The organism is Asanoa sp. NPDC049475, assembly GCF_040676915.1.
Classification (GTDB): Bacteria; Actinomycetota; Actinomycetes; order Mycobacteriales; family Micromonosporaceae; genus Asanoa.
Genome location: NZ_JBFAPY010000005.1, coordinates 820,095 through 841,385 on the forward strand (window position 1 = coordinate 820,095; position 21,291 = coordinate 841,385).

Below are 21,291 nucleotides of genomic sequence, written 5' to 3' on the forward strand. Positions count from 1 at the left end.
CGACGGCCGATCAGGTATTTACACTGGGAGTGTACTTTTCTCGCCCGCGCCGTCAATGCCCTCGTTGCGAGGTCGTGATCTCCCCAGCTCAGGGGGTTGCGAAGCACTTCCGAATCTGTTGGGCTGCCCAGGTGGCCGCACACGCCGACCTGCCGGGCAGTGAGCGATGAACCTCGCGAATCTCGGCGTGCCGGTCCGGCCGATGGTTCGTGTCCACGGTGGATTCGCCAACCGGACGTACCGGCTCGACACCGACCAGGGGTCGTTCGCGGTCAAGGAGCTGAACCTCCACGACCGGCGCTGGAGCTATCGCGTCGACGACGTGTTCAGGTTCGAGAGGGCCGCCTTCGCCGCCGGCGTCCCGATGCCCGAGCCGATCTCGGCCGACGAGCACGTGCTCGTCCACCGCTGGGTCGAGGGCGAGAAGGTGCCTGAAGAGCCGGTGCCGCCGGCGTACGCGTTCGAGGTCGGTGAGATCCTCGCGCGCATCCACGCGCTCGACGTCGCCTGGAACCACGTCGAGAGCGACGAGCCGGCGGCACGGGACTGGCCCGAGCTGGCCGAGCGGGCGACCGCGACCGGGCAGCCCTGGGCGGGAGAGCTCGCCGACCGGGTCGAGACGTTCCAGGCGATCGCCCGGTTCGTCGACACCTGCGAGCGACCCGGCCCGGTCGTGCTGACCCACCGGGACATCCAACCCTGGAACCTGCTCGCCCGAGGCGGTCGGCCGGTGCTGCTCGACTGGGAGCTCTCGGGCATGCTCGACCTGTCCGGTGAGCTGGGCTCGACCGCACTGAGCCTCGCGAAGGGACCTGGCTTCGACGACATCCGGCCCGCCGTTTTCCGCGAGGTCCTCGACGGCTACGTCGCGGGAGGCGGAGTGTTGCCGCCACCCGGTCCGAGCTGGTTCGCCTTCATGATCGGCGGCTGGCTGGGCCACACGAGGTGGAACATCCTCCGCTGCCTCGGCGGCGTCGAACCCAGCACCGGCCCGGACCTGGCGCTCTCGGCCGAATCCGTGCGCGACGGACTGCGCGGCCTTCCCGTTATGTTCGGCCGGATAGCGGAACTTCAGGAGCTCGTCAGCGGTCCGTCGGTCTATGGCGGGGGTGTGTCGTGACCGAGGTGGTTGTTGGCGGCGGCCCATGATCGGGTGTGGCTGGTCTGGTCCCGGATGTGCCTGGGCCGTGATCGGGTGTGGCTGGTCAGGTCCTGGGACGGCGTGTCGACCAGATCTGGTGCACACGATCAACGTTTCGGCGCTGGGTCTTCCAGATAGCTCACACACGATCACGGCCCCAGCGCTGACGGGCCACGGCCCACGGGCCACGGCCACGACTGACGGGGCACTACGGGCCATGGGCCACGGCAGGCCTGCAACGCGGCGCCGTGAGGACTTACTCGTCTAGAGGGTGACGGCGATCGCGACCATCGGCGGCCGGCGCAGGTGCAGCAGCCGCGCGAACCCGTTCCCGAGCCGCGACGTCAGGTACTTGCGGGCCAGTTTCTCGCGCGCCGCCGCTGTGCCCGCCTCGTCCAGCAGCCGGGCCTCGCCCTCGGCCGAGGCGGCACCGGGCGCGACCCGACCGCGGATGTCGCACACGGTCACCTGCGCCCGGCCGGTGTTGCGTACCCGCTTGACCTTCCACGCCTTGGCCTCGGAGACCACCAACAGCTGGTTGCCCTCCGTGACATGCCAGACGGGAGTGGCGACCCCGGTGCCGTCACGGCGGTAGGTCACGAGGCTGACATGCTTGCTGCGCCGAATCTCGTCGATCACGCTCATGAGCGAAGCCTAGCCACGGCGGCAATACAACGACTGAACGCGTTCTTCCGAGTACGTGCTGCCGGGCTCGGCGGATCAACGAAATCGCTGTGATATTCACCATCATCGACGTGCTCATCTGTCCTCGGTCGACCCTCGTACCCCCCGGCGTCCTGCCGAGAAGGAGAGGCCAGATGGCACAGCTCACCCGCACCCTGTTCGGCTCCGTGGCGGCCATGGCCGCACTCGCTGCCTGCGCACCCGCCTCCGACGGTGGTGCACAGGTGGCGGCCCAGGTGCAGATTCCCGCGACGGCGTCGCCGAGCCCCGCCCCGCCGGCCGAATCGACGCCCGACGCGCCCGAAGCGCCCGACGTGCCACTCACGACGCAGCTCAAGGGCAAGACCGTCCCGAAGATGGGTCAGGTCGTCACCGACCAGGACGGCTTCGTGCTGTACCGCTTCGACAACGACTCCGCGGACCCCTCCGCCAGCAAGTGCGACGGCAACTGTGCCCGGGTCTGGCCGCCCGCGTACACCGACGGCACGACCAAGCTCTCGGGTGTGGCCCTGGGCAAGGTCGGCACGCTCACCCGCAACGACGGAAAGCAGCAGCTGACCATCGGTGGCTGGCCGGTCTACCGCTACGTCGGCGACAAGGAGCCGGGCCAGTGGAAGGGGCAGAAGGTCGGCAACGTCTGGTTCGTCGTGAAGCCTGACGGCAAGAAGAACCTGAGCTGCCTGCCCAAGGGCACCCCGAAGGCGGTCGCACCGCCGCCGGTCGAGGAGGAAGAGGCACCGGCCGAGGGCCAGGAGGACGACGGGTACGGCTCCGGCGGCTACTGAGTTCGCTACGGGCGAACGATCATCAGCGGGCACTGCCCGCCGCGGAGCGCTAGCGTCTGTGGTGGGTAGTGCGCCTGCCCGCGCCTGTGTGGTCGCCCACGCCGACCACCGTCCCGGCCAAGAGGCTCCGACTCAGCGCCCTTGTCTCGTTGCGGCTCCGCCGCGTCCGGACTGGGGTGCGTGGGGCCCCGCGAGGGCGTGCGGCATGTTCGAACGGTTCACCGACCGGTCCCGCCGGGTGGTCATCCTGGCTCAGGAAGAGGCGCGGATCCTCAACCACGCGTCGATCGGCACCGAGCACCTCCTGCTCGGCATTCTCAAGGAGGGCGAGAACGTCGGCGCCCGGGCGCTGGCCGCGCTCGGGCTCTCCCTGGTCACCGCCCGCGAGCGGGTCGAGGAGGTGGGCGGGGTCGGCGGGCAGGCGGCCGGCGGGCACATCCCGTTCACCCCCAGGGCCCGCCGGGTACTCGAGCTCGCGTTGCGTGAGGCCCTCCAGCTCGGGCACGCCCACATCGGTCCCGAGCACCTCCTGCTCGGCCTGGTCCGCGACGGCGGCGGGGTCGGTGCCCAGGTCCTCGAGCGGTTCGACGCCGACGCGGCGGCCGTCCGGCGGAGCGTGATCGAGGCGCTCACCGAGAAAGCCGACGGGGCTCCGCCGCCCAGCAGCGCCGTGCTCGACCAGTTCGGCACCAACCTCACCGACGCCGCGCTGCGGGGCGCTCTCGACCCGCTCGTCGGGCGGGACACCGAGATCCAGCGGGTCATCCGCGTGCTGTGCCGGCGCACCAAGAACAACCCGGTCCTGCTCGGCGAGCCCGGCGTGGGCAAGACGGCCGCCGTCGAGGGGCTGGCCCAGCGCATCGCGGCCGGTGACGTGCCGCAGCGGTTGCGGGGCAAGCAGCTCTACACGCTCGACCTCAGCGCCCTGGTCGCCGGCTCGCGCTACCGCGGCGACTTCGAGGAGCGGCTTCGCAAGGTGCTCCGGGAGGTACGCGGTCGCGACGACATCATCCTGTTCGTCGACGAGATCCACACGATCGTCGGCGCCGGTGCGGCCGAGGGTGCCCTCGACGCCGCTTCGATCCTCAAGCCGTTGCTCGCCCGGCCCGAGCTGCGGCTGATCGGCGCGACGACCACCGACGAGTATCGGCGGATCCTCGTCCGCGACCCGGCTCTGGAACGGCGCTTCCAGCCGGTCGCGCTCGCCGAGCCGACGGTCGCGCAGGCCATCGAGATCCTGACCGGGTTGCGGCGGCACTACGAGGCGCACCACGGCGTGGTGTACACCGACGCGGCGCTCGTCGCGGCGGCGACCCTGGCCGACCGGTACGTCGCCGACCGGTTCCTGCCGGACAAGGCGATCGACCTGGTCGACGAGGCCGGCGTGCGGGCGCACCTGCGCGGCGCCACGCAGGTGGGCGAGGACGACGTCGCCGAGGTGCTGGCCGACTGGGTCGGTGTGCCTGTGCGTCCGCGCAGCGACACCGAGACCCGTCGCCTGGCCCGGATGGAGGACGAGCTGCACCTGCGGGTAGTCGGGCAGGACGAGGCGGTCGGTGCGGTCGCGCGCGCGGTACGCCGTACCCGAGCCGGGCTGAAGGACCCGCGCCGTCCCGCCGGGTCGTTCGTGTTCGCGGGGCCGACGGGTGTCGGCAAGACCGACCTGTGCCGGGCGCTCGCCGAGTTCCTGTTCGGCAGCGAAGACGCGCTGATCCAGCTGGACATGTCGGAGTTCCACGACCGGCACACGGTGGCGCGGCTGGTCGGCGCCCCGCCCGGTTACGTCGGGCACGACGAGGGCGGCCAGCTGACCGAGCGGGTGCGCCGGCGCCCGTTCTCGGTCGTGCTCTTCGACGAGATGGAGAAGGCCCACCCCGACGTCCTGCTCACCCTGCTCCAGATCCTCGAGGACGGCGCGTTGACCGACGCGCAGGGGCGCAAGGTGGACTTCCGGAACACCGTCGTCATCCTGACCACGAACCTCGGCACCCGGGGCGCGCCGGTCGGGTTCGTCGACTCCATCGTGGATGGTCACGACCAGGTGCGGGCCACGGTACGCGAGGAGCTGCGCCGGCACTTCCCGCCGGAGCTGCTCAACAGGATCGACGAGACCGTGGTGTTCCGGCACCTGACCGAGCCCGAGCTGCTCGCGATCGCCGACCTCATGCTGGCGCGGGTCGCGCAGCGGCTGGCGGCCCAGGACATGACGCTGGTGGTCACCGACGACGCCAAGCGGCACCTGGTGCGGCAGGGCACCGATCCCGCGTACGGGGCGCGGCCGCTGCGTCGCGTCGTCCAGACGGCCGTCGAGGACGCGCTGTCCGAGCGCATCCTGCTCGAGGAGCTGCGCGCCGGGCAGACGGTGGTCGTCGACGTCGCGGGCACGGACCTCGCGTACCGCGTCGAAGAACGGCAGGCGATGGCCGGCTAGGGCGTCTCCTGCCGCGGCAGCACGACGATGTCGCCGGGCCGCACCCGCCGCGGCCCGGCGGCACCGTCGAACCACACGTCGTAGCCGACGGGCGGACCGGACGCCGCCCACCACAGGCCGGTGATCGAGCCCGGGGCGAGCCCGGCCCGGACGCGGGTGCCGGGGGCGTGCCCGTCGTCGGCCACGACCAGCAGGGCGTCGAGGACCTGCCGGGTGCCTGTCCAGGGCGCGCCGGCCTCGTCGCGGAAGCCCCGGAAGGCCGATCGGAGCCGGGGGTACGCGCCGGCGGTCAGCGCGCCGTCGATGCGGTCCCAGAGGATCGTCCAGTCGCCGTCGAGCAGCCGACGGGCGGCCCGGTCGACGTCGGCGCAGACCAGGTCGACCGCCGTCTCCTCGCCAGTCCCGGCCGCCAGGATCCGCTCGCCGGCGGCGGGTGCCGGTCGCGCCGCGACGAGATAGAGCATCGCCAGCAGAGCGGCGCGACCGGCGCCGGCGTAGAGCGGGCCATGGGCGGACCGGGCGGGCGGGAGGCGGTCGACCAGGTGTCCGGCACGTCCGGCGGGCAGCCCGCCTCCGCGCCGGGCGTCGGCCAGGCGCACGTCGACCGGACGGGCGGCCCGGCCGCACAGCGACCAGCGCCCGTCGCCGCGCACGGCCAGGGGATAGACGGTGCGGCCGAGGTCGCCGAGGGTCTCGCCGGCCGCCAGCCCGGCCGCGGCCACCTGACGGGCGGCGACCGAGTAGGCCACCCCGGCCTGCGCGGCGTGCGCCCGCACGAGCCGCTTGCGCGCGCGCCCCGACCGGGGCCGCTTACGGGAACGATCGTCGGTCATGGCCGTACCTCCTGTGGCTCCACCCGAAGGTAACCCCGTGCGGCCAGCGAGGTCAGGTCAGGATGCCGTCCAGCCGAAGTGGTCCAGCGGGCCGTGGCCCGCGCCCAGGTGCCAGCGGGACCCGCCGGCGACGGCGCGCGAGACGAACTCCTTCGCGGCCGCGAGCGACGTGCGCAGGTCCTCGCCCTGGGCCAGGTACGCGGCCGTGGCGGCGGCGAACGAGCAGCCGGTGCCGTGCGTGTTCGGGGTGTCCACCCACCGCGCGCTCAGCTCGTAGGTCTCCTTCCCGTCCCAGACCACGTCCACCGCGGTGCCGGAGGGGTCGCCAGCCGGATGCCCGCCCTTGACCACGGCTGCGCCGGGGCCGAAGTCGCCCAGGGCGCGGGCGGCGGCGTGCTGGTCGTCGCGGCTGGTGATCGGCGAGCCGAGCAGCACCTCGGCCTCGCGCAGGTTCGGCGTGACCACGGCCGCGTGGGGGAACAGCCCGTCGCGGTAGGCGTTCTCGGCAGCCGGCTCCAGCAGCCGGTCGCCGCTGGAGGAGACCATCACCGGGTCGACCACCAGGTTGGGCAGGCGGCCCTGGGCGGCGAGCGCCGAGACGGCCTCGACGGTCGCCGCGGTGGCCAGCATCCCGGTCTTCACCGCGACCACCGGCAGGTCGTCGAGGACCGCCGCGATCTGGGCGACCACGAAGCTGGACGGTGTCGCGTGCACGCCACGTACGCCGACGGTGTTCTGCGCGGTCAACGCGGTGATCGCGCTGGTGCCGAACACCCGCAGGGCCGCGAAGGTCTTCAGGTCGGCCTGGATCCCGGCACCACCGCCCGAGTCGGAGCCGGCGATGGTCAACGCGACGGGCGGGTTCACGGTATGTCCTCCACAGTGGTGTGCAATGCGCTCAGGTATTCAGCGACGGAGTAGGGGTCGCGCATCACACCACCCATCACGGCGACGCCGTGCGCCCCGGCGGCGCGGCATTCGGCCACCTGCCGCGGGCCGACACCGCCGAGCGCGAACACCGGCGGCCCGGTGCGGGTCAGCGCCGCGAGGCCGGCCGGACCCAGCGGGGGACCGTAGCCGGGCTTCGACACGCTCGGGTACACCGGCGACACGGTCACGTAGTCGCATCCCTCGGCCGCCGCGGCGGCCACCTCGGCGAGGTCGTGGCAGGACCGGCCCACCAGCGCCGGTCGCGATCGGCAGGGGAACGGGTCCCGGGCAGCCAGGTGCACGGCGTCCGCACCATCGTGACTCGCCACGATCAGCGTGCCTCCGACGGGCGCGAGGATGCCCGCGAGCTCGGCCGCCAACGCCGCACGCGCACCGGCCGGCAGGTCCTTCTCCCGCAGCACCACGGCTCGCGCACCGGCCTCGACGGCGGCCCCGACGGCGCGTGGCAGCGGACCGGCGCACTGGGTGCGGTCGGTCAGCACCAGCAGCCGAGGCAGGTTCACAGAGCCGCCAGGCCCGCGTCCTGAGTGGACGCCTGGGCGTGCCAGCGCCGCTCGATGCGGCCGGCGCCGAACGCCAGCCGGCCCGCGTCCACCGCGTGCCGCATCGCCAGCGCCATCCGCTCCGGCTCGCGGGCGCGGGTCACGGCCGAGGCGAGCAGCACGCCGTCGCAGCCGAGCTCCATCGCCAGCGCCGCGTCGGAGGCGGTGCCCAGCCCGGCGTCCAGGATCACCGGCACGTCGACGACCTCCCGGATGAGGGAGATGTTGTGCGGGTTGCGGATGCCCAGCCCGCTGCCGATCGGCGAGCCGAGCGGCATCACCGCGACGCAGCCGGCGTCGGCCAGCCGGCGGGCGGTGATCGGGTCGTCGTTGGTGTACGGCAGCACCTGGAAGCCGTCCGCCACGAGCTGCTCGGCCGCGTCGAGCAGCTCGACCGGATCGGGCAGCAGGGTGCGGTCGTCGCCGATCACCTCGAGCTTGACCCAGTCGGTCTCGAACGCCTCGCGGGCCAGCTTGGCGGTGCGCACGGCCTCGCGGGCGGTGAAGCAGCCGGCGGTGTTGGGCAGCAGGCGCACGCCGCAGCGCTCCAGCACGTCGGCCAGCGCGCCGCCGGTGGACGCCTCGACCCGGCGCAGCGCGACGGTGACCAGCGCGGTGCCGGACGCGGTGATGGCGCGGGCCAGGACGTCGAGGCTGGGCACGCCGCCCGTGCCGAGGATCAGCCGGGACGGCAGCGTCTGCCCGGCGAGGACGAAGTGGTCGTCGGTCATGGTCGTCACCCTCCCGCCACGGCGGCGAGGATCTCGACCTCGTCGCCCTCGGTCAACGCCGTGTCCGCCCACTCGCTGCGCGGCACCACCTCGCCGTTGCGGGCCACCGCGATGCGGCGCTGGTCGGTGCGGGCCGCGACGAGCTCGGCCACCGTGACCGGCGACGCCACCTCGACGGCCTGGCCATTGACGGTCAGCGTCATCCAATCCTCCCGTCCGGAGCGAACGGTGCCGCGTACGACGGCAGCGCCCCCTCGGTCAACAGCTCGGCGATCGCGTCCGCGGTCGCCGGGGTGAGCAGCACACCGTTGCGGTGGTGCCCGGTCGCGAGCACCAGGCCGGGCAGCGACGAGGGACCGAGCAGCGGGGCGTTGTCGGGCGTGCCCGGCCGCCAGCGGGCCAGCGTCTCGACCAGCTCGAGCTCGGCGACGTCGGGCACCACCTCGATGGCGTCGCGGAGCAGGGCGTGCACGGCGCCCGCGGTGACCGTCGGGTCGAAGCCCAGCTCCTCGCTGGTGGCGCCGACGACCAGGCCGCCGGCGGACCCGTGCGGCACGAGGTAGACGTGCTGGCCGCGGACCAGCGCACGAATCGTCCCGTCGAGCAGGGCGTCGCCGCGCAGCCGCAGGATCTGGCCCTTGACCGGGCGGACCGGCAAGGGGGGAGCGCCGGGCAGACTGCCGCTCCACGCGCCGAGCGCGAGCACGACGGTGTCGGCTAACAGTTCGGTGCCGTCAGTCAGGCGCAGCCCGGCAGCGCGGCCGTCCACGACCATCAAAGAGGCGATCCGTGACTGGACGATGTGGACACCGGCGCCGACGGAGGCAGCCAGCAGCGCCGCGTGCAGGGAGCGCGGCTCGACCGAGTGGTCGCTGGGCGCGTGCAGGGCGCCGCGTACGCGCGGGCTGAGGGCCGGCTCGCGGCGCCGGGCCTGGCTGCCCGTCAGGCGCTCGACCGGCAGGCCGGACTCGAGGTAGTAGGCGTGCAGCCGGTCGAGCGCCGCCATGTCGTCGGCGTCGAAGCCGACCTCGAGCGTGCCGGCGGTACGCAGGTCCACCGTGCCGCCGAGGTCCGCGAGGAAGGCCGGATAGCGGCCCAGCGACTCCCGGCTCAGCGCGCGCAGCGCCTCCTCGCCGTACGCGGCCTCGGTCAGCGGGGCCAGCATGCCGGCGGCGGCCAGCGACGCGCCGGTGCCGGGCGCCTCGTCGACCACGGTGACGTCGAGCCCGCGCTGGGCGGCCCGCCAGGCCACCGCGAGCCCGATCAGTCCACCGCCGGCGACCAGCACCGTCATGGGTTGCCGTCCAGCGCGGCGAGCAGTGCCCGGGCGGCGGCCGCCGGGTCGGGCGCGGCCGAGACGGCGGAGACCACCGCGACGCCGTGCGCACCCGCCGCCCGCAGCAGGGGCACCCGCGGCGCGGTGACCCCGCCGATCGCGATGACCGGCACCCCCACGGCGGCCGCGACGGCGGCGACACCCTCCGGCCCGATCGGGTCGGGCAGACCGTCCTTCGTGGACGTCGCGAACGCGGGACCGACGCCGAGGTAGTCGGCGCCGGCGGCCACCAGCGCGGCCGCCCGGTCCGGGTCGCGGGCCGTGCCGCCGATCAGGTGGGTCGGGCCGGCGATCCTGCGCACCACCTCGACGGGCAGGTCGTCGGCCCCGACGTGGGTGCCGTCGGCCCGCGCGGCCAGTGCGAGGTCGACCCGGTCGTTGACGACGCACTGCGCGCCGGCGGCGCGGCACAGGAGCACCACCTCGCGCGCGAACGCCAACCGCTCGCGGTCGCTGCCGACCTTGGTGCGCACCTGGACGACCGGGGTGCCGCCGGCCAACGCGGCGCGCACGGCGTCCAGCGCCGCGATGCCGCCGGCCGCGTCGGTGACCACGTGCAGCCGGCCGATCACGACGCCACCCGCGCGGGCCGGCGCCGGCCCGGCAGCAGCACCAGTGCCGTGAGCCCGGCCGCGACCGCGAGGCTGACCAGGGACGCCGACCAGCCGTTGGCGGGATCGATGCCGAGGTCGTGCTGTCTGGCCGTCCACCAACTCGTCCAGCCCTGCCCGAGGTCGGGGAAGAAGGTCGGCAGGGTGAGCTGGTAGGCGACGAAGCCGGCGGCCCACGGCAGCAAGAGCCAGGGTCGGGCCGGTGCGGTGGCGGAGACGTCCCAGCGGCCGCGCGGCAGCACGAAGTAGGCGATCGCGAAGACGCCGACCAGGGGCACGAAGACCGCGCCGATCAGGAACAGGAACGGCTCGTACGAGACGATGTCGACGGCCAGCGCCAGCAGTGTGGCGACGGTGCCGACGAGGGCCGCGAGCAGCCTCCGGTCGATCCGCTCGACCATGTTGCGGGCCGAGACGGCGGTCGAGTAGACGTTGGCGAACGCCTCGTCGACCTCGACCACCACCAGCACGGCCAGCGCGACGGCACCGAGGGGCACGGCCAGCAGGGCGTCGACGACGTCGAGGCCGCCGGCACCGTACGCGGCCAGGGCCAGCACCCCGAGCGTGAAGCACGCGATGGTGGCGGCGCCGTAGCCGACGGTGGCGCCGGCGAACGCGGCCCGCCCGCTGCGCGTGTGCCGGGTGTAGTCGGCGACCAGCGGGAACCAGGAGACCGGCATCGCGATGACCACGTCGACGGCGGTCCAGAACGACCCGCCGTCGCCGGTCAGCGGCTGCGGGTCGGCCCGGAGCACCTCGACGAACAGGTAGAGGCCGGCGATCAGCGCGGCCCAGACGGCGTACCGGGCGAGCAGCCGGACGGCACCGAGCGGACGCAGCGCCATGAGGGTGGCGGCGACCCCGGCCACGAGCACGAACGGCCACTTGGGCGCGTCCAGCACCTTGGCGGCGGCGGTCGCGATGATGAAGATCTCGAAGGTCGCCCAGCCGACGCACTGGAGGAGGTTGAAGACGGTCGGCAGGTACGACAGGTGCCGGCCGAGCAGCCCGCGCAGCAGCACCATGCCGGGGGCACCCTCCCGGGCACCGGCGGCGGCGCCGAGGCCGAGCAGGAGGGACCCGATGACGGCCCCGACCACGATGGCCAGGATGGTCACGCCGAGCGGCCGCCCCGGCAGCACGGCGAAGGTGGCGGCGACGGGCAGGAGGAGGCTGACACCGAGGCTGCCGAACAGCCCGGCGGTGTCGCGGAAGCCGAGGGTACGAGCGGGTTCGGTCGCGCTTTCGGCGGCGGCCGTGGACATGGTCGACACGTAAGAAGCTCCCTACGCCGGCATTACCCGGTCAGGTTCCGACGGTCGGCGGCGCGTCAGCCGCCCTCTCAGCCCGGTGCTCCGAGCTCCCGTTGTGACTTCCGGCAGGTTACGACATACCCACCGCGAACGCCATCGTTACAGATATCACGGTGGGGCGCAGCCGTTCGGCCGGTCCGAGGGCGGCCAGACATAGGGCAGGTCGGGTGGGACGTCCCCGAAGAGCGGGCCGTAGAACGTCGCGTCCTTGCGGATCAGGGCCGACTGGTGGGAGCGGTGGAACGCCTCGTCGCCGAGCCAGGGTGGCAGGTCGCCGGCCGTCCGCAACTCCGGCACCTCGCGCACGGCGGTGATGCCGCACGACGCGGCCAGGTCCGTGGTCAGGGTCGTGGCCGTCGTGTCGGCGCGGCCCTCGGCGGTCCAGGTCGACGCCACGACGAGGCCGTAGCGGACCAGGGCCTCCTCGTATCCCGCCCACATCTTGACCGCCGGGTGGTGCCGGAAGCCGTGGCCCGCGACCGTCAGACCGCGCAGGATCTGCACGTTCTCCACCCGTTGCTTGCCGAGCCGCGGCGGGTCCAGCACCGCGGCCGACCGTGCGAAGTCGGGGAACGGCAGGAACGTCTGCATCAGCCCAGCGCGCGGTCGACGTTGAAGGCCGCGCTGATCAGGGCCAGGTGGGTGAAGGCCTGAGGGAAGTTGCCCAGCTGCTCGCCGGTGGGGCCGAGCTGCTCCGCGTACAGGCCGACGTGGTTCGCGTACGTGATCATCTTTTCGAAGGCCAGGCGGGCCTCGTCGACCCGGCCCGCTCGGGACAGGGCCTCGACGTACCAGAAGGTGCAGATGGACATCGTGCCCTCTTCGCCCTCCAGGCCGTCCGGGCTCAGGTGCGGGTCGTAGCGGTAGACCAGCGAGTCCGAGACCAGTGTGTCGCCGAGCAGGTCGAGGGTGGTCAACCAGCGCGGGTCCGTCGGCGCGACGAACTTCGACAGCGGCATCATCAGCACCGAGGCGTCCAGGACGTGGCCGTCGCGGTGCTGGACGAAGGCCTTCAGATCGGGCTCCCAGAAGCGGTCCATGATCTGGTAATAGATGGCGTCGCGGGCCTTGCTCCAGCGCACCAGGTCGGCCGGCAGCCCGCGCTGGTGTGCGACCCGGATCGCGCGTTCGAGCGCCACCCAGCACATCAGCCGCGAGTAGAGGAAGTTGCGCCGGCCGCCACGGATCTCCCAGACCCCCTCGTCGGGCTGGTCCCAGTTCTCGCACACCCATTCGACGAACGTGGTGACGCCGTCCCACACGCCGGCGGAGATCGGCTGGCCCCACTTGTTGTAGAGGTAGATCGAGTCGATCAGCGCGCCGTAGATGTCGAGCTGGAGCTGGTTCACCGCGTCGTTGCCGACCCGGACCGGCGCCGAGCCCTCGTAGCCCTCCAGGTGGTCCAGGCGGCGTTCCGAGAGCGACTCGCCGCCGTCGACGCGGTACATGATCTGCAATGGGCCCTCCGGGTCGGGGTCACTGGCGCGCACCCGGGCGGCGAGGAAGTTCATGAAGGCGTCGGCCTCCTCGGTGAAGCCGAGCCGCAGCAACGCATAGATGCAGAACGCCGCGTCCCGGACCCACACGTACCGGTAGTCCCAGTTGCGCTCGCCGCCGAGCCGCTCGGGCAGGCTCGTCGTCGGCGCGGCCACGATGGCACCCGTCGGCGCGTACGTCATCAGCTTGAGCGTGAGGGCCGAGCGGTGCACCGCCTCACGCCAGCGGCCCCGGTAGCGCGACGCCGAGAGCCAGCGCCTCCAGTACGCGACCGTGTCGGTGAACGCCTCCTCGGCCTCCTCGGCGGTCCCGTACGCCGGCTTGCCGTCGTCGGCCCGGTCGAGGCAGAACACCACCGACTCGCCCTGCTTGAGCCGAAAGGAGCTGATCACGTCGCCGTCGACGAGCTCGAACGGCGCGGTCGAGTTCAGCGCCATGCTCATCGACGCCGACTCGAAGAGCGCCCGCCCGTCCGCCAGCCGCAGGGTGTGCGGCTGGAGGCCGTAGTCGAAGCGCGGCGCCACGTGCGCCCGGAACGGAAGCTCACCGCGCACGCAGCTCACCCGCCTGATGAGCCGGAAGCCGTGGCTCTCCATCCGGTCGGCCGGCACCGGCATGAAGTCCTGGATCTCGGCGATTCCGTCGTCGGACAGGAAGCGGGTGATGAGCACATTGGTGTCGGGGAAGTAGAACTGCCGCGTGGTGGCCGGGATGTCGGCATGGAGCTGGAAGAAGCCGCCCTTGTCGCGGTCGAGGATCGACGCGAAGATGCTGGGCGCGTCGAAGCGGGGGACGCAGCACCAGTCGATGGTCCCGTCAGTGCCGACGAGGGCCACGGTTCTCAAGTTGCCGATGAGGCCATGCTCGCCGATCGGTAGATAGCGTTCTTCTTCCACCATTTTCAGACGCTACGCGACCGGGCGGCCCGCCCGCAGGCGATCGCGCACCCACACCCCGGCGGGCTTGAGCCGGGCCGGGTCCGCGTACGCGCCGGCCTTGCAGGTGCCCTTCTTGAACACCGCGCCGGAGCGCTTGTCGTCACTCCAGTTCCAGTTGACCCAGCTGACCTTCTTCGCCGCCATCAGGTCCAGATAGGACTGTGCCCGGGTGAAGTTGTCGCCACCGTCGCCGGTGTATTTCTGCGTGCCGAACTCGGTGACGAACATGGGCAGCCGGTCGGCCGCCCGGGAGAGGGCGTTGAGGTAGTTGTGGCCGTGCGAGGCGGCGTAGAAGTGGAAGGTGTACATCACGTTGGCCGCCCGCACGGGGTTCGCGATCACCTCGCGCTCGTCGGCGTCCTCCGAGATGCCCAGCGACGACCAGCCGCGGGTGCCGACCAGCACCACCGCGTCGGGATCCTGTGCGCGGATGACGGGGATGACCTGTTCGGCGTACGACCGGATCCGGCTCCAGGAGACGCCGCTGGGCTCGTTGGCGATCTCGTAGAGGATGTTGTCGGCGCCGCGGTGCCGGCTCGCGATCTCGGCGAAGAACGTGCGCGCCCGATCGAGGTTGGCCATCGGGTCGCCGGGGTCGAGGATGTGCCAGTCGACGATGACGTAGAGCCCCCGTGCCGTGGCCAGGTCGATGTAGTCGTCGACGAGCTCCGTGAACGCGCGGGGGTCGCTGGCGTAGCCGTCCTCCTGCACGTACATCGAGATCCGCAGCAGGTCGGCACGCCAGTCGCGGGCCAGCACGTCCAGCGACGGTCCGTTGACGCAGTTGGCGTACCACTGGATGCCGTGTGTGGACATCCCGCGGAGCTGGACCGGCTTGCCGTCCCGGTCGCACAGCCGGGTGCCGCAGACCCGCAGCGCGCCGTGGGTGCCGACGGGAGTCGGCGCGGGAGCCACCATCGTCGGTCCTATACCGACGGTGAGTGAGGCGATGACGGCGAGTAACCAGATCCGCATGATGTGAAGAAATCACGCGGCTGCCGGAGTGATCGGGCACACCCTGGCGCTGTCACCCATCCGGGTGGAAGCTGGGAAAACGTGCCCGCCACCCCCTCTGTAGCCACCGCCGGCGTCGGCTTCCGGTCCGAACGCGGCCCCGTGCTCGCTGCGGTGATGCTCTCGACCGCGCTCGTCGCCATCGACTCGACCATTATCGCCACCGCCGTGCCGTCGGTGGTCGACGACATCGGCGGGTTCACCCAGTTCCCCTGGCTGTTCTCGGTCTACCTGCTGGCCCAGGCGGTCACGGTGCCGCTCTACGGCAAGCTCTCCGACCTGTTCGGCCGCAAGCCGGTGATCCTGTTCGGCATCGCCACGTTCTTCGTCGGCTCGGTGCTCTGCGGCCTGGCCACCAGCATGACCATGCTGATCGTCTTCCGGGCGATCCAGGGCCTCGGCGCCGGAGGCATCGCCCCGGTGACCGTGACCATCGTCGGCGACCTCTACACGGTGGAGGAGCGGGCCAAGGTCCAGGGGTACGTGGCGAGCGTCTGGGGCGTCTCGTCGGTCGTCGGCCCGACCTTGGGTGGCGTGTTCAGCGAGTACGTGTCCTGGCGCTGGATCTTCTTCGTCAACCTCCCACTGTGCCTGCTGGCCGCCGGGATGATCTGGCGCAGCTACCACGAGCGCCGCACGCCGGCCCGGCCGGTGATCGACTACCGGGGTGCCGTGCTGCTGACCGCCGGCCTGACCCTGGTGATCCTCGGAGTGCTCGAGGGCGGACAGGCCTGGGCGTGGACCTCGCCGGCCAGCGCCGCCACCCTCGGCATCGGCGCGCTGCTGCTCGCCGCCTTCCTGCTGGCCGAGCGCCGGACCCGGGAGCCGGTGCTGCCGCTGTGGGTCTTCCGGCGCCGGCTGCTGGTGGCCAGCGGCGTGGTCTCCGCGGGTGCCGGCGCGATCCTGCTCGGCCTCAGTTCCTACGTCCCGACGTACGCGCAGGAGGTCATCGGCGTCGGTCCGCTGGTCGCCGGCCTGGCCCTGGCCGCGCTCACCCTCGGCTGGCCGATCGCCGCATCGCAGTCCGGCCGCCTCTACCTGCGGTTCGGGTTCCGCGACTGCGCGCTGACGGGCGTGGGCATCATCGTGGTCGGCTGCGCGCTGCTGCTCCTGCTCGGCGGCGGCAGCAACGTGTGGCAGGTGGGCCTGACCTGCATGGTGATCGGCCTCGGCATGGGATTGACGGTCAGCCCCACGCTGATCGCCTCGCAGTCCAGCGTCGGCTGGAAGGACCGCGGGGTGGTGACGGCCAACAACCTGTTCCTGCGGTCGGTGGGAAGCTCGCTCGGCACCGCGGTGTTCGGCGCGGTGGCCAACGCGAAGCTGCGGGGGTCGCACGGCGATCCGGCTAGGCTCGTCGGCGCCGTGCACCACGTCTTCATCGGGGTCCTGGCGGTGGCGGTCGTGGTGGCGTTCGCGGCGCTCCTGCTGCCCCGCGGCGACGTGCTCGCACCGGCCGAATAACCAAAAGCTCGCAACGGTTTTCCGTTATTCAGCGCGGCGGCCGCGAATGCTAGCCGAGTGACCTGCAAACTCTTCTTATCTTCGGCTTAAGCCTGGTCGTGCGGCGATCATCGGTACCTACAGTTCGGGCTGCCCAGATGTGTTTGGCCCCGAGAGGCTCCGATGTCCCAACCCACTCCCGCACCGCGCCGCCCCTTGCTGCACCGCCGGTCCACCTACCTCGTCGCGGTTCCGGTCGTCGTGGCCCTGGCGGCGAGTGTGGCGGTCACCACCGCCTACGCGCGTTCCGCCGACCCCGCGCCGACGTCGGCGGGCGGGGCCGTCGACGTCGACACCGAAGCCCTCCCGGAGGAGCTCGGTGCTGCCGCTGCTGGGGCCACGCCGTCCGCCGGGACGCCCACGGCCTCGCCGAAACCGTCCGCTTCGCCGGCAACCGCCGAGACGGCGAGATCGGCGCCGCCCGCCCGGCCCGGCTGGGTCGCGGTCGACCCGACCAAGCAGGCGGCCGACGTCCGCGCCTTCTTCGCCATGAAGCCGCGGAAGGTCACCAACAACCCGGTGAAGGTGCCCGAGTTCAACGCGTCGTGCAAGGTGAGCCACCGCAACGACGACGACCCGATCGTCGCGCCCGGGCTGAAGGGCGCCTCGCACAACCACACGTTCATGGGCAACACGAGCACGAACGCGTTCTCCACCGCGCGGTCGCTGTTCGCCAACAAGAAGACCACCTGCTCGCCGGCCCAGGACCACTCGGCGTACTGGATTCCCACCCTGCTCAAGGACGGCAAGGCGGTGAACCCCAGCGGCGTCACCGTCTACTACGGATCGCGGCTGAAGGACCCCTCCAAGACCGTGCCGTTCCCGATGGGCTTCCGGATGATCACCGGGGACGCCAAGAACCAGAAGGACACCCCGGACAAGCAGGGCAACCACTTCTGGTGCGGTGGCATCGGCGGTGAGGTCGGCCGCACGCCCGACGGGGAGTGGCCGGTGTGCGCGAAGACCGCGAACCTGGTGCGCCAGATCACCTTCCCGGACTGCTGGGACGGCAAGCACCTGGACAGCCCGGACCACAAGTCGCACGTCGGCCCGGCCGACCGTGACGGCAAGTGCTCCGGGAAGTTCCCGGTGGCGATCCCCTCGGTGTCGTTCGTCATCGGCTACCCGCTGAACACCGACATGACCGGCATCAAGCTGGCATCCGGTACGGGCTACTCGATGCACGCCGACTTTTTCAACGCGTGGGAGCCCAAGGCGCTCGCCGAGCGCGTCCGCAACTGCGTCGACCAGGGCGTCAAGTGCGGATCCGACGGCCAGTTCTGAGCCCGGCCGCCAAGAGCCGACTGGCGGCCGTCGGGGTGCTCGTCGCCACGGCCGTAGCCGTCCCGTTGACCGTGGCGACGACATCCTCCGGGCCGGCCACCCCCGCGGTGGCCGGCCCGCCGCCTACTGGCCCGACCGCGACCGCCGTGCTCGGTCCCACCGACATCGCCTACCTCCAGCTGATGATCCCCATGGACGTCGGTGCGGTCCGGCTGGCGGCGCTGACGCAGGACCCCGCGCTGGCGGCCGTCGTCGCCGACCACCCGGCGGAGCTGGCCAGGATGCGCGACCTGCTGAGGGCGGCCGGGCTGCCGGACGGGAACCTGCACGACGGCCACGAGCTGCCCGGCCTGTTCAGCGACCGGGAGCTGGACGAGGTCGCCGCTCTGTCGCCGCCGGCCCGGGACGCGCGGGTGGCCGACCTGCTCCGCGAGCACCTGGCGCAGGGGAAGCTCGTCTCGGCGAGCGCGGCGGACGCGGCCGAGGACCCGACCGTGCGGGCGCTGGCGGTCGAGCTGGGTGCGGCGCGTGCCAGCGAGCTGGCGCAACTGGGTTGATCCGGTTTTGCCGCGAAAGTCCAGTTAGTCGCGTACGGTGATCCCGTGGTGCTGGCGGGGTTGGCCCGGCGCGGCGGGCGCCGGGTCACCCCGCTCTCCCTTGCCGCCTGCGCCGGTGCGGTCGACGTCGTCGCGTTCGCCGGACTGGGCGGCGCCTTCGCGAGCATCGTCACCGGCAACCTCGTCGTCGCCGGCCTGGGCATCGGCACGGCCGACGACCACGTGTTCGCGACCCCGGCCGTCGCGGTCGCCGGCTACAGCGCCGGTGTCCTGTGGGCGCAGGCGACCCCGGGCTGGCGGTGGCCCGCCCACCTCGTCGTGGAGCTCGCGCTGCTCGGCGCGTTGACGGCCGGCTGGGTGGCGACCGACGGCCGACCCGGTCCGACGACCTCGTTGTTGCTGCTGGCCACGGCGGGCGTCGCGATGGGCACGCAGAGCGTGGTGGCACACCGCATGCACGAGTCGACGACCTATCTGACCGGCACGTTGACCGGTGCGCTGCACGACCTGGTCGCCGGTCTGCGGGGCCGCCGTGCCGCCGCCTTCGGCCAGCTGGCCGCCCTTACCGCGGGCGGCGCGGTCGCCGCCGTGCTGTTCCAGACGGTCCGCTGGTCCGTACCCCTGCTGGCGATCTGTCTCCTGCTGCTCGCGATGGCGGCCCGGGGCTGCGCGATGGGAAGAGGAGCATTATCTTGAGGCCCGTCTGTGGCCGACCGTGGCGACAGCGCACGAGTCGCGACAGAGGCGAGACATGTATCCGGACCCCTCCGTGCCCACCGGTGGCTACCTGCCCCCGCCTCAGTTCGGGCCGCAGACCGCCGATCCGCTGATCAGCCCGACCTACGGCGGCTGGTGGAACCGTGGTGTGGCGATCGCCAAGGCCGGTTGGCGCCCGTTGGCTGGGCTGCAACTGGTCGGCGTGGTCCTGGCGCTGCTGGTGCAGGCGCCGGCCGCCGTCTTCATCGCGTTCGCGTCGGACGACCTCGAGAGCTCCTTCACCAGCTACGACGGCACCGGGAACGCCGACTTCACGCCGTTCGTCGTGCTGATCTCCCTGACCGTGGGTGCGGCGCTGCTGGCGATGCTCCTGACGACGGTGGTGACGCTGGCCAGCGTCCACGTCGGGGTGAGCATCGCGGTCGGCGTCGCGCCGCGCATGGGCGACGCGCTGCGGATGGCCGTCCGCCGGGTCTTCCCGCTGATCGGCTGGCAGCTGCTCGCGCTGCCCGTCTACCTGGTCGCGTTGTGCCTCTGCATCCTGCCGATCTTCTACGTGGCCGCCGTCTTCGTGGTGCTCCCGGTCGTGGTGGCGGTCGAGCGGACGAACGCGATCGGTCGTTGCTTCACGCTGTTCCACCGCGACTTCGGGGCGGCGGCCGGCCGGATCGCGACCATCCTCGGCCTGACCATCGGCGTCTCTGTCGTCGGCGCGGTGATCGGCGGCGTCGTCGAGGCCGCGACGAGTGTCTCGATGCCGGACAACGCCGGCATCATCACCGGTTCGATCGTCTCGACGTTGCTGACCGCGGTGCTCGCCGGAGCCGTGGCCGTGCTGCTGGCGCCGCTGACCCTGACCGCCTACGCGGACCTGCGCGCCCGCACGGAGCCGACCAACGCGATGACCATCGCCCAGCAGCTCGGCGTCGTCCCGCCGGCGAACCCCTGGCTGCCCGCGACATAGATCTTGATGAGCCGCTCGCGCGGGGCCACTATCTGACTCATGACCGTGCCCCTGCGCGAGCGCAAGTTCGACTGGTTCTTCGTGGGCTTCTTCGCCGTCAACGCGTCCGTCATCACCTACATCGTCGACCTCGAGCAGATCGTGGTCCGCGACCCGGCCGACTTCGACTATCCATTGTGGCCGCCGGCCGGCGCGATCGACCTGGTGCACTGGTGGGGCGAGAACTTCGACCCGCTGCTGATGGCCCGCCCGCCGTTCTGGCAGATGACGATCTGGATCGACCTGATCTTCTTCGGTCCGTTCTACTTCTTCGCCCTCTACGCGTTCGTCCGCGGCCGGGACTGGATCCGGGTGCCGGCGCTCGTGTGGTCGGGCACGATGCTCGCCAACGTGCTGATCATCCTGATGGACGAGCGGTACGGCGTCACCCCCGCGCCCAACTTCGCGATCGTCCTCGCCGCGAACGCCGCCTGGCTGCTCACGCCGTTCCTGATGATGTGGCGCATGCGGCGGGACAACCCGTTCACGCGGGTCGCCTCGTGAGGCCCGGCTTCGCCGACCGCTACGGCCCGTGGGCGCTGGTAGCCGGGGCGTCGGAGGGCCTCGGCGCGGCCTTCGCGTACCGCCTGGCCGAACACGGCCTGGACCTGGTCCTCGCCGCCCGGCGCGCGGAGCCGCTGGCGGCCCTCGCCGCGGCGCTGCCGACCAGGACGGTCACGGTCAGCGCCGACCTGTCGACCGTGGAGGGACTGAGGGCCGTCGCCACGGCGACGGAGGGCCTGGAGGTCGGGTTGGTGGTCGCGAACGCCGCGTACTCGCCGATCGGCCGGTTCGTCGAGATGGATCCGGAGCAGACCCGCCGCGCGGTCGACCTCAATTGCCGCATGCCGCTGGAGCTCGCGCACCGTTTCCTTCCGCCGATGGTGGCGCGGGGGCGTGGTGGCTTCGTCGTCATGTCGTCGCTGGCCGGAATGCAGGGCTCGCCGCCGATCAGCGCCTACGCGGCGACCAAGGCGTTCGGCGCGATCCTCGGCGAAGGTCTCTGGGCCGAGCTTCGCGGCACCGGTGTCGACGTGCTCACCTGTGTCGCGGGCGCCATCGCCACGCCGGGCCTCGCGGGAGCGAAGAGCCGTCCCGCACCCGGCACGCGGACGCCCGACCAGGTGGTGCGGGCGGCGTTGCGTGGCCTCGGCCGGGGGCCGCGAGTGGTGCCGGGCCTGGGCATGCGGGTGTCGTCGACGCTGATGTCGCGGCTGCTGCCGCGCCGCGCCGCGATCGCGGTCATCGCCCGCGCGTCGCGGGATCTGACCGCCTCGTGAACGCGGGGTGGGGGGGGGGGGGGGGGGCCCCCCCCCCCGCCGCCGGGGGGGGGGGGGGGGGGGGGGCCCCCCCGCCCCCCGGGGGGGGGCGGCGAGCCCCCCCCGCCACCCCCCCCCCACCACCCCAGCGAGCCGGAAAG

Annotated in this window: 21 protein-coding genes, 1 pseudogene and 1 riboswitch; of the genes and pseudogenes, 10 read left to right on the forward strand and 12 right to left on the reverse strand. The window is 72.4% G+C overall.

The window, feature by feature from the left end:
* Window positions 1-166: 166 nt before the first annotated feature.
* Window positions 167-1,120, forward strand: coding sequence for a phosphotransferase (locus AB0J88_RS23900; protein WP_364361433.1), 954 nt, complete (start codon window positions 167-169; stop codon window positions 1,118-1,120).
* A 285-nt stretch (window positions 1,121-1,405) separates the two neighbouring features.
* Here the strand turns inward: AB0J88_RS23900 and AB0J88_RS23905 are convergent, their stop codons facing one another.
* On the reverse strand, window positions 1,406-1,786 hold the full coding sequence (locus tag AB0J88_RS23905; RefSeq protein WP_364361435.1) for a PPOX class F420-dependent oxidoreductase: 381 nt from the start codon (window positions 1,784-1,786) through the stop codon (window positions 1,406-1,408).
* 173 nt (window positions 1,787-1,959) lie between these two features.
* Between AB0J88_RS23905 and AB0J88_RS23910 the strand changes: the two genes are divergently transcribed.
* Together AB0J88_RS23910 and AB0J88_RS23915 are read left to right on the forward strand one after the other, a co-directional pair.
* Window positions 1,960-2,610 carry a hypothetical protein gene (locus AB0J88_RS23910; RefSeq protein ID WP_364361437.1) on the forward strand — a complete coding sequence of 217 codons (651 nt, stop codon included), beginning with the start codon at window positions 1,960-1,962 and terminating at the stop codon, window positions 2,608-2,610.
* A 205-nt stretch (window positions 2,611-2,815) separates the two neighbouring features.
* Window positions 2,816-5,041 carry an ATP-dependent Clp protease ATP-binding subunit gene (locus AB0J88_RS23915; protein ID WP_364361439.1) on the forward strand — a complete coding sequence of 742 codons (2,226 nt, stop codon included), beginning with the start codon at window positions 2,816-2,818 and terminating at the stop codon, window positions 5,039-5,041.
* Here the strand turns inward: AB0J88_RS23915 and AB0J88_RS23920 are convergent.
* The 11 genes and pseudogenes from AB0J88_RS23920 to AB0J88_RS23970 all read right to left on the reverse strand — a co-directional run.
* Complete coding sequence (locus AB0J88_RS23920; RefSeq protein WP_364361441.1) at window positions 5,038-5,874, reverse strand: hypothetical protein; 837 nt, start codon at window positions 5,872-5,874, stop codon at window positions 5,038-5,040. The two genes, AB0J88_RS23915 and AB0J88_RS23920, sit on opposite strands and share 4 nt — an antisense overlap.
* Before the next feature lie 57 nt (window positions 5,875-5,931).
* Window positions 5,932-6,741: a bifunctional hydroxymethylpyrimidine kinase/phosphomethylpyrimidine kinase gene (thiD, locus tag AB0J88_RS23925; RefSeq protein WP_364361443.1), complete on the reverse strand. Its 810-nt coding sequence runs from the start codon at window positions 6,739-6,741 to the stop codon at window positions 5,932-5,934.
* Window positions 6,738-7,328 (reverse strand): thiamine phosphate synthase, encoded by a 591-nt coding sequence (locus tag AB0J88_RS23930; protein ID WP_364361445.1) that lies wholly within the window; start codon window positions 7,326-7,328, stop codon window positions 6,738-6,740. The genes thiD and AB0J88_RS23930 overlap by 4 nt, the downstream gene beginning before the upstream one ends.
* A complete protein-coding gene (locus tag AB0J88_RS23935) occupies window positions 7,325-8,098 on the reverse strand; it encodes a thiazole synthase (protein WP_364361447.1) in 774 nt (257 codons plus the stop codon). The genes AB0J88_RS23930 and AB0J88_RS23935 overlap by 4 nt, the downstream gene beginning before the upstream one ends.
* 5 nt (window positions 8,099-8,103) lie before the next feature.
* On the reverse strand, window positions 8,104-8,301 hold the full coding sequence (gene thiS / locus AB0J88_RS23940) for a sulfur carrier protein ThiS (RefSeq protein WP_364361449.1): 198 nt from the start codon (window positions 8,299-8,301) through the stop codon (window positions 8,104-8,106).
* The gene (thiO, locus tag AB0J88_RS23945; protein WP_364361451.1) at window positions 8,298-9,392 is read right to left on the reverse strand and encodes a glycine oxidase ThiO; all 1,095 of its coding nucleotides are present in this window, start codon (window positions 9,390-9,392) and stop codon (window positions 8,298-8,300) included. Before thiO ends, thiS begins: the two co-directional genes overlap by 4 nt.
* Window positions 9,389-10,006, reverse strand: coding sequence for a thiamine phosphate synthase (gene thiE / locus AB0J88_RS23950; RefSeq protein WP_364361453.1), 618 nt, complete (start codon window positions 10,004-10,006; stop codon window positions 9,389-9,391). The genes thiO and thiE overlap by 4 nt, the downstream gene beginning before the upstream one ends.
* Window positions 10,003-11,310 carry a cytosine permease gene (locus AB0J88_RS23955; protein WP_364361481.1) on the reverse strand — a complete coding sequence of 436 codons (1,308 nt, stop codon included), beginning with the start codon at window positions 11,308-11,310 and terminating at the stop codon, window positions 10,003-10,005. The genes thiE and AB0J88_RS23955 overlap by 4 nt, the downstream gene beginning before the upstream one ends.
* A gap of 1 nt (window position 11,311) precedes the next feature.
* Window positions 11,312-11,422: riboswitch (TPP riboswitch) on the reverse strand.
* A gap of 44 nt (window positions 11,423-11,466) precedes the next feature.
* Entirely contained in the window at window positions 11,467-11,949 is a 483-nt protein-coding gene (locus AB0J88_RS23960) for an MSMEG_6728 family protein (protein ID WP_364361455.1), read from the reverse strand.
* Window positions 11,949-13,754 carry a glycoside hydrolase family 15 protein gene (locus tag AB0J88_RS23965; RefSeq protein ID WP_364361457.1) on the reverse strand — a complete coding sequence of 602 codons (1,806 nt, stop codon included), beginning with the start codon at window positions 13,752-13,754 and terminating at the stop codon, window positions 11,949-11,951. The genes AB0J88_RS23960 and AB0J88_RS23965 overlap by 1 nt, the downstream gene beginning before the upstream one ends.
* A 9-nt stretch (window positions 13,755-13,763) precedes the next feature.
* Window positions 13,764-14,702, reverse strand: a pseudogene (locus tag AB0J88_RS23970) (glycoside hydrolase family 5 protein); the annotation flags it as partial.
* Between the two features lie 147 nt (window positions 14,703-14,849).
* Between AB0J88_RS23970 and AB0J88_RS23975 the strand changes: the two are divergent.
* The 7 genes from AB0J88_RS23975 (at window position 14,850) to AB0J88_RS24005 (ending at window position 21,151) form a co-directional block, all read left to right on the forward strand.
* Window positions 14,850-16,271, forward strand: a complete 1,422-nt coding sequence (locus tag AB0J88_RS23975) for an MDR family MFS transporter (RefSeq protein ID WP_364361459.1) — start codon at window positions 14,850-14,852, stop codon at window positions 16,269-16,271.
* A 162-nt stretch (window positions 16,272-16,433) separates the two neighbouring features.
* Complete coding sequence (locus tag AB0J88_RS23980) at window positions 16,434-17,594, forward strand: DUF1996 domain-containing protein (RefSeq protein WP_364361461.1); 1,161 nt, start codon at window positions 16,434-16,436, stop codon at window positions 17,592-17,594.
* Window positions 17,570-18,151, forward strand: a complete 582-nt coding sequence (locus AB0J88_RS23985; protein WP_364361463.1) for a DUF305 domain-containing protein — start codon at window positions 17,570-17,572, stop codon at window positions 18,149-18,151. Before AB0J88_RS23980 ends, AB0J88_RS23985 begins: the two co-directional genes overlap by 25 nt.
* A 45-nt stretch (window positions 18,152-18,196) precedes the next feature.
* Entirely contained in the window at window positions 18,197-18,847 is a 651-nt protein-coding gene (locus AB0J88_RS23990) for a DUF1275 family protein (RefSeq protein WP_364361465.1), read from the forward strand.
* A gap of 55 nt (window positions 18,848-18,902) precedes the next feature.
* Window positions 18,903-19,832: a hypothetical protein gene (locus tag AB0J88_RS23995; protein WP_364361467.1), complete on the forward strand. Its 930-nt coding sequence runs from the start codon at window positions 18,903-18,905 to the stop codon at window positions 19,830-19,832.
* A 39-nt stretch (window positions 19,833-19,871) separates the two neighbouring features.
* A complete protein-coding gene (locus AB0J88_RS24000) occupies window positions 19,872-20,375 on the forward strand; it encodes an emopamil-binding family protein (protein WP_364361469.1) in 504 nt (167 codons plus the stop codon).
* Complete coding sequence (locus tag AB0J88_RS24005) at window positions 20,372-21,151, forward strand: SDR family NAD(P)-dependent oxidoreductase (protein WP_364361471.1); 780 nt, start codon at window positions 20,372-20,374, stop codon at window positions 21,149-21,151. Before AB0J88_RS24000 ends, AB0J88_RS24005 begins: the two co-directional genes overlap by 4 nt.
* Window positions 21,152-21,291 lie beyond the last annotated feature (140 nt).